The following is a 15,301-nucleotide window of genomic DNA, read 5'->3' as shown; positions in this document are numbered from 1 at the left end:
CCCCGTCAGATTCAGGATGCGCAATCCGCATTGTTTTCAGTGATTTCATTGACTTGATTTTTACTTTTACGATTCACACGCTGGAGGACCAGTGCGGCGATAAGGCCGATGAATGCGCAAACCAACATGAACAGGAAAACATCCTGATAACCGGCAATACCCGGTTTGCGGTCGACCATATTGCCCACCATCGTGTAGCAGTAGATTTCCGGGAAATAGGTCAGTAAAGAGATCAGACCCGCAGCAGTCCCTGTGACTTTTGCCGGGATCCGAACCTCATCAATAATTGAGAAGAACACGGCATTCGCAGAGTAAATAAACACGCCCAACGCAACCATATTCGCCAGCGCAATAGTGACGTAGCGCGACTCACCGGGCAGGAAGAAATAAACGGTAGTAAAGACAATCATGCCGATAAAGGCGTAAATCATAAAACGCGTGCGTGACGCACAGCGGTCGGCCAGTTGTCCGCCAATTAATCCCCCCATCGCAAATAACACATAGGCGCGAAGAATACTGGCAACTGCCACTTCCGATTCGCCCATATGCAGGATCTGCGTGAGATACGGCGTGACCATGCCAAAGCCGATATAAATTGACCACATACAAAAGGTCACAACACCTGCCAGCCAAACCGTCGGCATTTTCAGCACGAATGCCATATCTGCCAGACGGAAATTCGCTTTATCTTCGCTGTGTGTTTCATCCTGACAAACAAACCAGGCTAAAACACCGGCCAGAATAGTCACTACGGAATAAAAAATAATTGTCGCCCGTAAACCATCAACACCTTCGCCAAATTTGGCAAATACCGGCACGGAAAGAAATCCCAGTACAATGGAGGTTAATCCCTTACCCAGAAACCAGTAACCGTATAAGCGTCCTTGTTCTTCGCTGGTTCCCAGGGTACGAATAATTCGCACACACACGGCCCAAAACGTAAATACGGTTGTAACAGCCCAAAGTGCATGTAACAAACAGATCATGGTATACGAGGGGAAGGTCGCATAATAAAAACCGCTTATCCCGGTGGAAATTAATGAAAAGGTCATTAATTTACGTGCAGAAAATCTATCGGCAGCCCAACCGCCAGGTAGATATAATAAAAAGTTCACCAGACCATAGGCTGTCATTAGAAAACCAAGTTCAGCATTAGTCGCTCCTGTAGCCTGCTGCATCGCGTCGTAATAGGTTTCCCGTAAATAAGGCAATTTATATATTGCACTTCCGGCAATACCACATAACGCCAGCGTGATCCAACGTTTCCAGTTACTGGTCATATTTATTCCCGAATGAAGTATTTAAAATGACACCAACGGCCTGCTTTGCACAGGCCGTATTATTTTTTAAAGTCCCAAATGATGTGCAGTTAAAATTGCACAAAGAACGTCCTGCGCTGTTACTACGAATGGCATATTATGGATAGTTTCCCCTTCAGCAGTCGCGGCTTTAGCCACTGCCCGTAATTTATCTTTATTAATTTCCTTCACGCCTAACATATGAAGATTTGTCGGCAAGCCAACGCTATGGCAGAAATTGAGTACGGTTTCAATTTCCTCCTGTGGTGCGTTTTCCAGTACGAGCTGTACCAGGACGCCAAATGCCACTTTTTCACCGTGGTAGCAATGATGGCATTCCTCCAGTTGCGTCATGCCGTTATGAATGGCATGAGCTGCCGCCAGGCCGCTACTCTCAAATCCAATGCCGCTAAGATAGGTATTAGCTTCGATAATATTCTCTACCGCTTTGGTGCTAACACCTTGTTCAACCGCGACTTTTGCCTTATAGCCATCTTCCAGTAGCGTGGTATAACAGAGTCGGGCAATAGCCAGTGCCGCCAGTGTCGACGCCCCACCTGCCATTGTGGCTTTTCCTGACGCCTGATTGGCTCTCGCCTCAAACCAGGTTGACAATGCATCTCCCATACCGGCCACCAGCAGACGCACTGGCGCGGCTGAAATGACGCCAGTATCCATAATCACCATATCCGGGTTTTTCGGGAAAAACAGATATTCGCTAAACTGACCTTCCGGGGTGTAAATTACTGCCAGAGAACTGGTTGGCGCATCTGTGGAAGCAATTGTCGGCACCACCACCACCGGAATTTTTTGGTAATACGCTACGGCTTTTGCCGTATCCAACGTTTTACCGCCGCCAATACCAATAACGACATTATATTTACGCTGATTAAATTTCTCACGAATTCGAGAAATTTCATTTTGCGAGCATTCACCACAAAAGATATCAAAATCTGCAGTAATATTTTCTTTTGCAAAGCTCTGGCTTACTCTGTCACCCACCAGACCGGTCACAAATTCATCTGCAATAATTAATGGTTCTGTTCCCAAACTCGCCGCATATGTAGCAATATTATCCAGAGAACCATTTCCCTGGATATATTTAGCCGGACTTATAATAATCTTATCCATATCATTCCTCGCGTAACTTGTTTTGCTTCACTGTTAACCTACTCGTTGCATCCAGTGGCGGCAAACATTTCATTCGCGAAAAATTATGTTTTATGATCGCGCTGTAAAAAACATCATCCCAAAGCAATAATAAAAATATTTTTTATGCTTTAATCACAAACCCCTAATCTTGTCACCGATCCCATTTCATTTTGGAACAACACAATGAATTAACTGTTTCATTATGAATCTTATTATCGTGCGATTTGTTTTATTGCGGCTGGAGAATTAATCTCGCAAGCATATTTAGCGCGATTTACGTAATTTATCAGAACAGGAATGACTATGAAGAAATTAATTAACCAGATTGATTCTGTTGTCACAGAACAAATGGAAGGACTCATCGCCACCTGGCCACACCTGCAGGCAAATTACGCACCCCGATATGTGTGGTGCAAACAAACCGATAATGCAGTGGCGCTGATTTCAGGCGGCGGCTCAGGCCATGAACCACTGCATGCAGGTTTTGTCGGTATGGGAATGTTAACCGGTGCATGTCCTGGTGAAATCTTCACATCGCCCACGCCAGATCAAATGATCGAATGTGCCAAAGCGGTTGATAATGGTTCTGGCGTTCTGTTTTTCATCAAAAATTACACTGGCGATATTCTGAATTTCGAAACGGCAGTCGAGATGTTACACGAAGAAGGCATCGCCGTTGGGACCGTCATTATTGATGATGATGTAGCGGTAAAAGATAGCCTGTATACAGCCGGACGTCGCGGTGTTGCGGGTACAGTTTTTGTTGAAAAGATTGTCGGTGCGGCTGCACTTCAGGGATATAACCTGGGGCAGTGCGAGCAACTTGGCAAAGATGTTAACAATGCCACCCGTTCTTTTGGCATCGCACTGTCAGCCTGTACGGTTCCCGCCGCGGGAAAACCCTCATTTGAACTGGCTGATAATGAAATCGAATTTGGTGTCGGGATCCACGGTGAACCCGGCATTGAACGCCGCACTTTGCAAGATCTGAACACTTTAATCGACAGCGTGATAGCGCAATTACTGGATAATACCCCCTGGCGACGCACATTACGCCATTGGGATCGCCATGCGGGGGGATGGATTGACGCATCATCAATGAATGAGTCATTCGATCAAAATGCCGAATATATTGTGTTAATTAACGGACTTGGCAGCACGCCTGAATCAGAGTTATATGGTGTAGCCAGGGTATTTATGTGCGCCGCACAGCGCCAGGGAATTAAAATTAGCCGCCAGTTGGTCGGTAATTATTGTACATCATTAGATATGGCCGGATTTTCCATTAGCCTGCTGAAATGTACCCCAGAGTTTTTGCAACTTTGGGATGCCCCGGTCAATACGCCAGCGCTTCGTTGGGGATGTTAATAAGGACATTATATGAAAATTCAAAACAAACATGTTATTGCCTGGCTGGAGAGTTGTGCTGCACATCTTACTGAACAACAAGATTTTCTAACCGCACTTGACAGAGATATTGGTGATGCCGACCACGGCCTCAATATGAATCGTGGTTTCAGTGCCGTGAAAGCGACGTTGCCCGACATTGAACGTCAGCATATTGGCAATATCCTTAAAAATACTGGCATGAAACTACTTTCCAGCGTTGGCGGTGCCAGTGGTCCTCTTTACGGCACATTATTTATTCGCGCTTCTGCGGCAGTGGGAGCCAGAACAGAATTAAGTCTGGAAGAGTGGCTGGCGTGTCTGGAAGAAGGGATTGCAGGCGTTATCGCACGAGGAAAAGCAGAACAAGGGGATAAAACACTGTGTGATGTCTGGGTTCCAGTCCTCCACGAAGCCAAAAAGAACCTGCAAGCCGGAATGTCGCCTTCCCTTCTGCTGAATACGATGGTGCAAGATGCGGCAACAGCCGTCGATAACACCATCAATATGCAGGCGAAAAAAGGACGTGCCAGTTATCTCGGCGCTCGCAGTGTGGGCCATCAGGATCCAGGCGCGACCTCCTCCTGGCTGATGATTAAGGCTATGCAGGAAGGATTCGCGGGATAAATTATGGTTGCCATTGTTATTGTTTCTCATAGTCTACGTCTCGCCCAGGGGATTGAGGAATTAGCACTACAGATGTCTGGAGGGGACGTTCCTCTGGCCATTGCTGCAGGTATTGATGATCCGCAAAATCCGATTGGCACTGATGCTATTGCCATTATGTCTGCGATTGAATCGGTCTGGTCACAGGATGGCGTTCTGGTACTCATGGATATGGGCAGTGCGCTGCTTAGTACCGAGATGGCGCTGGAGCTGCTTTCTGAAGAGCAAAGAAGTGCAATTTATCTGCTCGCCGCCCCTGTAGTGGAAGGTGCCATGTCAGCGGTAACGTCTGCCGCAGCGGGGCTTTCGGTGACGGAGATTATCGCTGAAGTGGATCTTGCGCTGTGCGCTAAACAGCAGCAGCTCATGCCATCCCCGCCTGCAGGCGACGTTATGCCAGCAATATCACCAGTCAATCATTCCGGTGAATGGCAAACTTTTTGCTGGACGATATGTAATCCCCACGGCATTCATGCTCGTCCGGCAGCCAGCATCCTGAAAGTATCAGCACAATATTCGGCAAACATTATCGTCATCAAAGGCGATAAACGCGCCAGCACCCGCAGTCTCAACGAACTGGCAATGCTGGGCGTCCGCTGTGGCGATGAAATCATCTTCCAGGCCGAAGGCACCGATGCCAGTGACGCTCTCAAGGCAATTGAAACGTTGGCGAAAAATCATTTTGGTGAAGCTCACCTGCTCGCTTCTTCAGAGATTCCGCTAACCGCCACCCCCGTGGTCAGCGCCCCTGTCGATGGCGCAATATCAGGCTTGTCAGTACAAAATGGTATCGCTATTGGTCCTGTTAAATGGTTTACCTGCGAACGACCAGAAATTACGCAGCGCACCGTCGATTCTCCGCAAGAAGAGCTGTCGCGAATCGAGTCTGCTATCGACATTGTTGTTTGTGAACTTGCCGATAAAGCGGCAGGCCCTGAAGGCGATATTTTTGCCGCCCATAAAATGATGCTTGAAGATCCAGAGATTAACCGGCAATTACAGCAACGTCTGGCAAAGGGCAAACAGGCGGAATTCGCATGGTTAGAAGTCATGCAGGCATTAGCAGAGCAATATTGTCAGGCGGAAACACTGTATTTACGTGAACGCGAGGCAGATATCCGTGACCTTACACGTCAGGTACTGAACCAGCTTTGCGGGGTAAGTGAACAACACTTTATCACTACCGCGCCCTGCATTTTGTTAGCCAACGATCTGTTGCCATCACAGATAACCAGCCTGAATAAAGCACACATTCTTGGCATTTGTCTTCATAATGGCGGAACAATTTCACATACAGCGATCCTTGCCAGAGCAATGGGTATTCCTGCCATTGTGAAGGCAGCTATTACCCCGCAAAACGTCCGCGATAACGACACGGTCATTCTTGATGGTGAAACAGGCCGTTTGTGGCTACAGCCGGATGAGGTCACCCGCCTGGATTTACTGCAACGCGCCGAAGCATGGCGGCAACAAAGGGATCGTCAGTTAGCTGATGCCATGCTGCCCGCTGTCACGCAAGGTGGGCGTAAAATCAGCGTGCTGGCGAATATTGGTGATCTGCAAGACATTGATGCCGCACTGTCTCACGGCGCTGAGGGCGTTGGCTTGCTGCGTACCGAGTTTTTATTCCACGATTCTGCGACATTACCTGATGAGGAAGAGCAGTTCCGTGTGTATTGTTCTGTCGCCCGAGTTTTTGGCGACAAACCAGTCACGATCCGGACTCTGGACATTGGTGGTGATAAACCGCTACCTTCATACCCTTTACCCACAGAGGACAACCCCTTCCTGGGACTTCGAGGTATCCGGTTGTGTCTGGCGCATCCACAAATATTTATTCCTCAATTGCGCGCACTTCTCCGGGCCGGGAAAGAATACCCAACGTTGCAAATTATGCTGCCGATGGTTTCAACGCTCGAGGAGGTCAGGGCCGTCAAAACATTGATACACGCTCAGGCAAAACTGCTGGGACTTACTGCAGAAAATCTTCCGGCGCTGGGAATTATGATTGAGGTTCCTGCCGCAGTCATGATTGCAGACAAATTAGCCAGTGAAGTCGATTTCTTTTCCATCGGCACCAACGATCTGACGCAATATATTATGGCGGCAGACAGAGGAAATAGCACCGTCGCGAAACTGGTCGATTATTGTAATGACGCGGTGATTAACGCTATTGCTATGGTGTGTCAGGCCGGACGTAATAATGAAATTCCGGTCAGTATGTGCGGCGAAATGGCTGGAGATATCCAGCAAACAGCACGACTGCTCACCATGGGGATTGATAAGCTCAGTGCCAGTCCATCCCGGCTTCCGGCCTTGAAAGCAGCAATCAGAACCTCCCACTAATTGTGACCTAACGCGATACGTCTTGCGCGTATCGCGTTTCCCGTCATTTACTGCGGCATCGTGCGATGCCAGCTGCCCTTCTGCCAGACCAGGTCAAACGTTAGCGGCTCATCATCGTGGTACAGCATCATCTCCAGACTAATGGCCAACTCGTGGCAATAGGCTTCTTTCAGATTGACCTGCAATGCCGCAATACGTGGCTCATGAAATAAAAGCGCGGAACGTAACTGGCGGCAATACCAACTCTGGAGAAGCTTGTCGCTCTGATTATGCCCTTGCCACTCAGGCATGCCTGAAACAAGTAATATTGGTAGCGGTGAATGGGGAGAACTAAAAAGTTGAAAGAGATCCCGGCATACGGAATCACGCAGCGATAACGTATTGTTTCCTGTACTTTCAGGTAATACCGTCTGAACTGATTGGCGCATCATTTTGCGCACTCCTGACGTTTAGTGGCATCTGTATCCTGCCCTGGCTGCCGGACACCACTGGGTTGATGCTCATATTCCATAATCATTCCTTTATGCTCATTGCGTCCCTGGCACTTTCATAAGGGATTTATAAGATCCGCCAAAGATAAAACACTGTACAGAAAAGAATATCCACTGACTTTTAATTTAAAAAGATATCATTTGACAAAAGTCATTAAACATAACGGAAATACGTTAACATATTCTGATTATTCCGAATAATTTCTCAGCGTTAAACTGATATATAATTATTCCAAAACAATATATCGTACGTAATGATTAAATTACGCATAATATATTCTGCAGAACATCATTAACTACTCAGGGAACAATACATAGTGCAAAGCGGTTAAACTTTGCACCAGAAATGAGGGATCAGGCGTCGACTTTATCCAGCGGCCATGAATCAAACAGATAACCATCGAAATAGATGTCATCAACATTAGAGAACTCCAGCAAGCGCTGCTTCACATTCTCCAGATGCTGCCACATTGCCAGCTTCGCCGCTCGGGCATCTTTTTTGATTAACGCAGCGAGGATCTGTTTGTGATCGCCCAACCACTCTTTGCGATACAGGCTGTCATCCAGATGGCTGTGCAACTGGATCCACATTGGATTGTTTTCCCGCCACTGCCAGGACTGACGGAATAACTCCACCAGCATGCTGTTATGCGTTGCTTCGGCAATAGCGAGATGGAACTGCATGTCACCGCTTTCGCTGCTGCCCGGCGCGCTGGAAGCCAGTTCACGCTCTTCCAGTTGCAATGCCTGGCGCATTTTGACGATATCTTCGCGGGTAGCCTGCAGGGCGGCAAACTCGGCGATGTTACTTTCCAGTAACTGCCGCGCCTGTAACAGCTCAAAAGGACCGGCATCGTTGCAGACGTTGGCATCCGGACTGTCTGCGTTGTGGCTGCCTGAGCTATCAAGAACATAGATACCTGCACCCCGACGCACTTCCACCAGCCCTTTGATCTCCAGCATGATCAGCGCTTCACGTACCACCGTCCGCGTGACATCAAGCATTTCTGCAATTTCACGCTCCGGTGGCAGCCGTTCGCCAGGATTGTACGGCGTCTTTATGATCAGATCGCGGATCATCGCCCCGACTTCCTGGTAAGGTCTTTGCGCAGAGGTGGCAGATTTCATGGTGTTGTGTCCGTTAGGTGCGGTTAATCAAATTTTTTCCGGATGCGGCGTGAACGCCTTATCCGACCTACAACGGGCAATTTTACGGCACCCGTTAAGCTCAAACTATACCATTAGCACTGGATGTTGGCACGTACAGGTGGGCAAAAAAACGAAAACTGGTCAACCAAATATTAGTTTGATTGACCAGTAAGTCTGTAGGGTAATCAGTTAGTTACAGCGCAGCCACACACTCGCGCGCACCGCGCTCACACAGCTGCTGATATGCCGCCGTCACCGCGCCAACAAAGTCGGCGTTCTGCGGCAGATCATCGGCAAAGATACCGCTCAGGCCCAGCAGTGCTTTCACGCGGTCTGCACCCTGATACTGCGCGTTGATCTTCTGGAACTCCGCCAGCATCGGGTCAACCACGTCAATGGCATTACCCTGCTCATCCACGCCCTGGGTGTAGCGCATCCAGCCCGCCACGCCCAGCGCCAGGTGACGCCAGCTACCGCCGTTTTGCAGGTGCAGACGCACCGGGTCCAGCAGACGCTGCGGTAACTTCTGGCTGCCGTCCATTGCAATCTGCCAGGTACGGTGACGCAGAGACGGGTTGCTGAAACGCTCGATCAGCAGCGTCGCATAGGCGTTCAGGTCCGTACCTTCCGGCATCGACAGCGTTGGCGCTTGTTCCTGCATCATCAGGGCAAAGGCCGCTTTGCGATAAGCCGGGTTAGTCATGGTGTCGGCAATGGTTTCATAGCCACCGAGGTAACCGAGGTACGCCAGGAAAGAGTGGCTGCCGTTCAGCATACGCAGCTTCATCATTTCGAACGGTACAACATCCGCAACAAACTGCGCGCCCACTTTATCCCAGTCCGGACGACCATTAACGAAGTTATCTTCAATTACCCACTGACGGAACGGTTCGCAGGCAATGGCGCACGGGTCGTAAACACCCAGCTGGTCAGCAATTTCCTGTAAGGTTTCTGGCGTCGCCGCCGGAACGATGCGGTCAACCATGGTGCACGGGAAGGTGACGTTTTCTTCAATCCATGCCGCCAGTTGCGGGTCACGCGCCTGAGCCAGCCCAAGAACGGCAACCTTCGCCACATGACCGTTTTCACGCACGTTGTCGCAGGACATCACCGTAAATGCTTTCAGCCCTTTTTCACGACGCAGACGCAGGGCTTCTACGATGTAACCAATCGCGGACTTCGGCGCAGTCGGGTTTTCCAGATCGTGCTTGATCAGCGGGTTATTGAGATCCAGCTGACCGCTTGCCGCATCAGCGCAGTAGCCTTTTTCCGTGACCGTCAGAGAGACAATCGCCGTCTGCGGACGCGCCATCGCGTTGAGAATACCTTCGCAACCGTCGATTTCCGGATGCAGCGCTTCTTTCATCGAACCGATAATTTTCAGCTCGGTGCTTTCCGCGCCTTTTTCCGCCACGGTGTACAGCAGTTGCTGTTTTTTCAGGTTTTCGATCAGCACGCGGTCGTTGCCTGGCATCAGGTTAACTTCGCAGATACCCCAGTCGCTGTCGGTACTTTCCAGCAGATGATGGGTATACAGCGCCTGGTGCGCGCGGTGAAACGCCCCGCAACCGAGATGCACAATGCGTGATTCCAGACGAGAATGATCCCATGACGGGCGGGCAACCGGCAGATTGCTGTCAACAATAGTAGTCATCGTAAACTCCAGAATCCGTCTTCAGAGAGTGACGGCAAGGAAGAAGGAACCGGCACGGCGCGCAGCCATGCCGGTGGGTATTAACGGCTAAAGAAAGCGCGCTGGATCGCCAGTTCGACACCGCGAACTTCGGCCAGGCCTTTCAGACGACCAATTGCGGAGTAACCTGGGTTGGTTTTCTTCTTCAGGTCGTCCAGCATCTGATGACCGTGGTCCGGACGCATCGGGATCAGGTCTTCTTTGCCTTCCGCTTTACGACGGTGTTCTTCTTCAACAATCGCTTTCACCACTTCGTACATATCAACGTCACCGTTCAGGTGCGCCGCTTCGTGGAAGGTTTTCGGGTTATCTTCACGCATGGTGGAGCGCAGATGGGTGAAGTAAATACGCGGACCGAACTGCTTGATCATATCAACCAGATCGTTGTCAGCACGCACGCCGTAGGAACCGGTGCACATGGTGAAACCGTTCGCCATGCTGTTTACGGTATCAACCATCCACTGCATATCTTCAATGGTGGAAACAATGCGCGGCAGGCCGAGGATCGGGCGCGGCGGATCGTCCGGGTGAACCGCCATACGCACGCCAACTTCTTCAGCAACTGGAATAATCGCTTTCAGGAAGACAGCAAAGTTTTCGCGCAGTTTGGCTTTGTCGATATCTTTGTACAGCTCCAGGTGCTTACGGAACTGGTCGAGGGTATACCCTTCTTCCGCACCTGGCAGACCGGCAATGATGTTACGGGTCAGACGCGCTTTGTCTTCGTCGCTCATAGTGGCGAAGCGAACTGCTGCCTGAGCAATTTCTTCTTCGGTGTAATCCGCTTCCGCGCCTGGACGCTTCAGGATATGCATTTCGAATGCAGCGAATTCGATCTGGTCGAAGCGCAGAGCTTTGGAGCCGTCTGGCAGCACGTATTCGAGGTCAGTACGGGTCCAGTCGAGCACCGGCATGAAGTTGTAGCACACGGTGCGAATGCCGCACTGCGCCAGGTTGCGCAGGGTCTGCTGATAGTTAGCAATCCACTGCTCATAGTTGCCAGTGTGGGTTTTGATATCTTCGTGAATTGGTACGCTTTCTACGACAGACCATACCAGGCCTGCGTCTTCAACGATCGCCTTGCGTTTGAGGATCTCTTCAACGGACCATACTTCGCCGTTCGGGATATGGTGCAGCGCGGTAACCACGCCAGTTGCGCCCGCCTGACGGACATCAGCTAAAGAAACCGGATCGTTTGGGCCGTACCAGCGCCAGGTCTGTTCCATGATTTTTCCTCTTTCACATAGTGGGTTCAACAGCGAAGAGACGCGGAACCCCGGAGTTGTTTAGGTATCCGGATGAACAACCCGGCCACAGCCGTAGCGTCGCATCGGATGAGATGGCGTATAAGTTCTACCTTTTGGTAAGACATGTCAACCCGAATTCTAAAATTGGTTAACCACATCACAAGAATTTCACTCTCCTGGTTGTTGCTGCAAATTGCAGCAAAGGGTAATCGATGGTTATTGATCAGAGGATGTGACATTCATCGCAACAATGGTTGACCAATTTACATAACATGTCGCCCAAAATAACAACGGTTCAACCAGGTAAGGTAAAACGTTATGCATGTGCTTAACATTCTCTGGGTGGTATTCGGCATTGGCCTGATGCTGGTACTGAATTTGAAGTTCAAAATCAATTCGATGGTGGCTTTGTTGGTGGCGGCGCTGTCCGTCGGGATGCTGGCCGGTATGGATTTGATGTCGCTGCTGCACACCATGAAAGCAGGTTTCGGCAACACGCTGGGGGAACTGGCGATCATCGTGGTGTTTGGTGCGGTCATCGGTAAATTGATGGTCGACTCCGGCGCTGCTCACCAGATAGCGCATACCCTGCTGGCACGTCTCGGCCTGCGCTATGTTCAGATATCAGTGATTATCATCGGACTTATTTTTGGTCTGGCGATGTTCTATGAAGTGGCCTTTATTATGCTGGCGCCGCTGGTGATCGTAATTGCCGCCGAAGCCAAAATACCGTTCCTGAAACTGGCTATTCCGGCAGTAGCGGCGGCCACCACCGCACATTCACTGTTCCCTCCGCAACCGGGTCCGGTGGCGCTGGTGAATGCTTACGGCGCAGATATGGGGATGGTTTATATCTATGGCGTCCTGGTGACTATTCCCAGCGTAATCTGTGCGGGACTGATCTTGCCGAAATTCCTCGGCAACCTTGAGCGCCCGACACCGTCATTTCTGAAAGCGGATCAACCGGTTGATATGAACAACCTGCCCTCTTTTGGTGTCTCGATTCTGGTGCCGCTGATCCCGGCGATCATTATGATCTCCACCACCATCGCCAATATCTGGCTGGTAAAAGATACCCCTGCCTGGGAAGTGGTTAACTTTATCGGTTCCTCGCCGATTGCAATGTTTATTGCGATGGTGGTTGCATTCGTACTCTTTGGTACCGCGCGTGGTCATGACATGCAGTGGGTGATGAACGCTTTTGAAAGCGCGGTGAAGAGCATTGCAATGGTGATTCTGATCATCGGTGCGGGTGGCGTGCTGAAGCAGACCATCATCGACACCGGCATCGGCGACACCATCGGCATGTTGATGTCCCACGGTAATATCTCGCCCTACATCATGGCATGGCTGATCACCGTACTGATTCGTCTGGCGACGGGACAGGGTGTGGTTTCAGCGATGACCGCCGCCGGGATTATCAGTGCTGCAATCCTTGATCCAGCAACCGGTCAGCTGGTTGGCGTGAATCCGGCGCTGCTGGTACTGGCGACGGCTGCGGGTTCCAACACCCTCACCCACATTAATGATGCCTCATTCTGGCTGTTCAAAGGTTACTTTGACCTGTCGGTAAAAGACACGTTGAAAACCTGGGGACTGCTGGAGCTGGTCAACTCCGTGGTTGGGCTGATTATTGTGCTGATTATTAGCATGGTAGCGTAAAAGAACACCAGATCCTGCCATTGGCAGGCTCTGACTGATGACAAAGTCTAAAAATGTGCCCGGCCAGTCCCCTCGCCCCTCCGGGGAGAGGGTTAGGGTGAGGGGAACAGACCAGCAAAGTGCGCTTTGTTTATGCCAGATGCGACGCTGACGCGTCTTATCTGGCCTACAAAGGGCTAACGTGCAGGTTTTTAGCTTCAGGTAATATTGCGTACCAGCATTAGCAATGTCCTGTGATTTCTTTATTGATAAACAAAAGTCACGCCAATAATCGATTGCACATTCCCTGCAGTCACCTGCCCTCCGGTACGTGCGTAATTTGCCGTTAATCCCAGACTTACCGCCGAAGTCCCTACTGCTCCTAACGATACCGTGTTATTCGCTGGAATAATCGTACCGTTGCGCGTCAACTGTACGCCGACGCCCTGCGCGGGTGAAAACGACGCGGTATTGGTGAAAATCGAGTTGCCCGCATCTGCGGTTGTGCCGGAGAGGTAATACCCCAGGTTTTGGCTTTTCGCACAATAAACGGTAAGAGGAATCGGCACTGAACCAGGGTAGTCCGGCAAAGTAACGGTGACATCACGAGCAGAAACATCACAGCCGCCAGTGGGCACCACCACATCATTATTGGCGTAAATATTCCACACAAACTGGAAATCATCGCTGTTATAGTTGTTGGTCTGTCGCAAAATAAGCACGGCAATTAATGAGCCAGCTTTAATCGCCACTCCCCCCGCACTGCTCACAGGCGTCAAATAAAGCGCCACCGGCCACGGCTTATCCGTTCTCGAATTATAAACAACCCGCGGCGTTTCGCTGGTAGTAGGGAAAGGATAGCTACTGCCATTATATTTTACGGTCCCGGAAAAACTAGATAACACGCCGCCATAAGCCGAACCTCGTTGCAGTGTGACATAGTCTGTAATGGTTTCCGGGTAATCGTTATGGCAAAAGATTTGCGTCGAAAGATCCACGACCAGGTTTTGCCCCACATTCACGGCAGGCGCAAGGTTTACATAAACATTGGCGCTGCCACCGCCAATAGGGATAGCGGTACCATTGGCGGTTTTACAGGCGAATGACCAGGCATTTACCGACCAGCCCATCAGCAGTACAGCAAACAGGGTAATAACTCGTTTCATTACAATCATCTCTTCGGGTTCAGCTGTAGGTATAGGTGATGCTAATCACTGCCTGAATGGTTCCCTGAGTGGCTCCGCCATTTACCGTCAATGCTCTGACCTGTAACGGGAAGTGCGCTGATTGTGAGGAATCATCCACCTGAACTGTTTTGGTTGCGCCAGTATTCAATGTGTTGCCACTGTCATCCTGTAGCTCTAACTGGATGTTTTGCGCGGTCCCCTGGTTTTTATAATATCCGGTACTATCGGCTGCCCCGCTGAAGCTGGCAGTGACCCTCGACGTTCCCACCGGACAATTAGTCAACTCAAGCGCAACATCATGCCAGGCCGATGCCGCCCCGGCAGACACGAGACTGAAAGAATAAAGATCGCCGAGATCTACCGTGGCATTGGTGGTGGAAACCGTACACGGTTTGGCGACGACCTTACCGTTCACCGTGATGGTGACATCGGCTGCCTGTATCGTCGCACTTGCGAACGCCAACATTGCCGCCAATACATACCCACGTTTGCGCCATTTCATGAGCATCTCCAGTTACTGATATTCAAGAGTGAAGGTAGCCGTGGCATTGATATGCCCCGCAGTGACAGGCACCTGTGTCGCCATTAGCCGGGCGTAAAAATTCAACGTATTTGGTTTACCCGGCGTCAGGGTCGTCCACGAAATCGCGGACGATGGGGCATTAAGGGGTATCTCATTTTGCTGCTCATTCAGAAGCTGTATTCCCAGTCCCGCAGCCGCTGACACCGTATTTTCAAGTGCAAGCAGGTTGGCATTGTGGCTATCTGCAACGCCAGTAAACCCAACCTTTACGGCAGAAACAGCGTTACCACAGGGTGACAGCAAAATACGAAATGGAACGACAGGAGTCGTCGCGCCAATGTTGTTAAATTGCTTCACCGCGTTTTCCATCAGATCAACAGTAAAATTGGTTGATTCAGCGGCCACACTACAGCCATTATCTCTGACATAGCCGCGGATAGTAATCGTGCTATCCGCAGCCAAAGCGTGACTTACCGCCAGCCACAAAAAAGCGCAAAGAAGATAAAAAGGTTTGTTTCTCAT

The 15,301-nt window shown here is 50.2% G+C and carries 13 protein-coding genes; 4 read left to right on the top strand and 9 right to left on the bottom strand.

What is annotated here, in order from left to right:
- Positions 1-11: 11 nt before the first annotated feature.
- On the bottom strand, positions 12-1,280 hold the full coding sequence (locus ACJHYO_RS05175) for an MFS transporter (protein ID WP_000203402.1): 1,269 nt from the start codon (positions 1,278-1,280) through the stop codon (positions 12-14).
- Positions 1,281-1,346: 66 nt separating this feature from the next.
- On the bottom strand, positions 1,347-2,429 hold the full coding sequence (locus ACJHYO_RS05170) for a glycerol dehydrogenase (protein WP_000357812.1): 1,083 nt from the start codon (positions 2,427-2,429) through the stop codon (positions 1,347-1,349).
- Between the two features lie 324 nt (positions 2,430-2,753).
- Between ACJHYO_RS05170 and dhaK the strand changes: the two genes are divergently transcribed.
- Genes dhaK through ptsP form a run of 3 tightly spaced genes read left to right on the top strand, consistent with a single transcriptional unit; the run spans position 2,754 to position 6,848 of the window.
- Complete coding sequence (gene dhaK, locus ACJHYO_RS05165) at positions 2,754-3,818, top strand: dihydroxyacetone kinase subunit DhaK (protein WP_000733759.1); 1,065 nt, start codon at positions 2,754-2,756, stop codon at positions 3,816-3,818.
- Positions 3,819-3,830: 12 nt separating this feature from the next.
- Complete coding sequence (gene dhaL, locus ACJHYO_RS05160) at positions 3,831-4,463, top strand: dihydroxyacetone kinase subunit DhaL (RefSeq protein WP_000701650.1); 633 nt, start codon at positions 3,831-3,833, stop codon at positions 4,461-4,463.
- A 3-nt stretch (positions 4,464-4,466) separates the two neighbouring features.
- The gene (gene ptsP / locus ACJHYO_RS05155) at positions 4,467-6,848 is read left to right on the top strand and encodes a phosphoenolpyruvate--protein phosphotransferase (protein ID WP_410232419.1); all 2,382 of its coding nucleotides are present in this window, start codon (positions 4,467-4,469) and stop codon (positions 6,846-6,848) included.
- A 47-nt stretch (positions 6,849-6,895) separates the two neighbouring features.
- Here the strand turns inward: ptsP and iraD are convergent, their stop codons facing one another.
- From iraD to uxuA, 4 genes are all read right to left on the bottom strand, one after another.
- The gene (gene iraD / locus ACJHYO_RS05150) at positions 6,896-7,279 is read right to left on the bottom strand and encodes an anti-adapter protein IraD (RefSeq protein ID WP_001304530.1); all 384 of its coding nucleotides are present in this window, start codon (positions 7,277-7,279) and stop codon (positions 6,896-6,898) included.
- A 414-nt stretch (positions 7,280-7,693) separates the two neighbouring features.
- Positions 7,694-8,467 (bottom strand): Uxu operon transcriptional regulator, encoded by a 774-nt coding sequence (uxuR, locus tag ACJHYO_RS05145; protein WP_000833684.1) that lies wholly within the window; start codon positions 8,465-8,467, stop codon positions 7,694-7,696.
- Between the two features lie 214 nt (positions 8,468-8,681).
- Positions 8,682-10,142, bottom strand: coding sequence for a fructuronate reductase (locus ACJHYO_RS05140; RefSeq protein WP_000208180.1), 1,461 nt, complete (start codon positions 10,140-10,142; stop codon positions 8,682-8,684).
- Between the two features lie 80 nt (positions 10,143-10,222).
- Entirely contained in the window at positions 10,223-11,407 is a 1,185-nt protein-coding gene (gene uxuA, locus ACJHYO_RS05135) for a mannonate dehydratase (RefSeq protein WP_000438591.1), read from the bottom strand.
- Between the two features lie 339 nt (positions 11,408-11,746).
- Here uxuA and gntP point away from each other — a divergent pair, with 339 nt between their 5' ends.
- Positions 11,747-13,090 carry a gluconate permease GntP gene (gntP, locus tag ACJHYO_RS05130; RefSeq protein ID WP_000558243.1) on the top strand — a complete coding sequence of 448 codons (1,344 nt, stop codon included), beginning with the start codon at positions 11,747-11,749 and terminating at the stop codon, positions 13,088-13,090.
- A 242-nt stretch (positions 13,091-13,332) separates the two neighbouring features.
- Here the strand turns inward: gntP and fimH are convergent, their stop codons facing one another.
- The 3 genes from fimH to fimF all read right to left on the bottom strand — a co-directional run bounded on the left by fimH (position 13,333) and on the right by fimF (position 15,301).
- Positions 13,333-14,235 carry a type 1 fimbria D-mannose specific adhesin FimH gene (gene fimH / locus ACJHYO_RS05125; protein ID WP_000832236.1) on the bottom strand — a complete coding sequence of 301 codons (903 nt, stop codon included), beginning with the start codon at positions 14,233-14,235 and terminating at the stop codon, positions 13,333-13,335.
- A gap of 19 nt (positions 14,236-14,254) precedes the next feature.
- Entirely contained in the window at positions 14,255-14,698 is a 444-nt protein-coding gene (locus ACJHYO_RS05120) for a fimbrial protein (RefSeq protein WP_306306309.1), read from the bottom strand.
- Between the two features lie 72 nt (positions 14,699-14,770).
- The gene (fimF, locus tag ACJHYO_RS05115) at positions 14,771-15,301 is read right to left on the bottom strand and encodes a type 1 fimbria minor subunit FimF (protein WP_001244830.1); all 531 of its coding nucleotides are present in this window, start codon (positions 15,299-15,301) and stop codon (positions 14,771-14,773) included.

This window comes from Escherichia sp. WS1118 (genome assembly GCF_046487695.1).
Classification (GTDB): domain Bacteria; phylum Pseudomonadota; class Gammaproteobacteria; order Enterobacterales; family Enterobacteriaceae; genus Escherichia; species Escherichia coli.
This window is presented reverse-complemented; position numbering and strand designations above follow the sequence as displayed.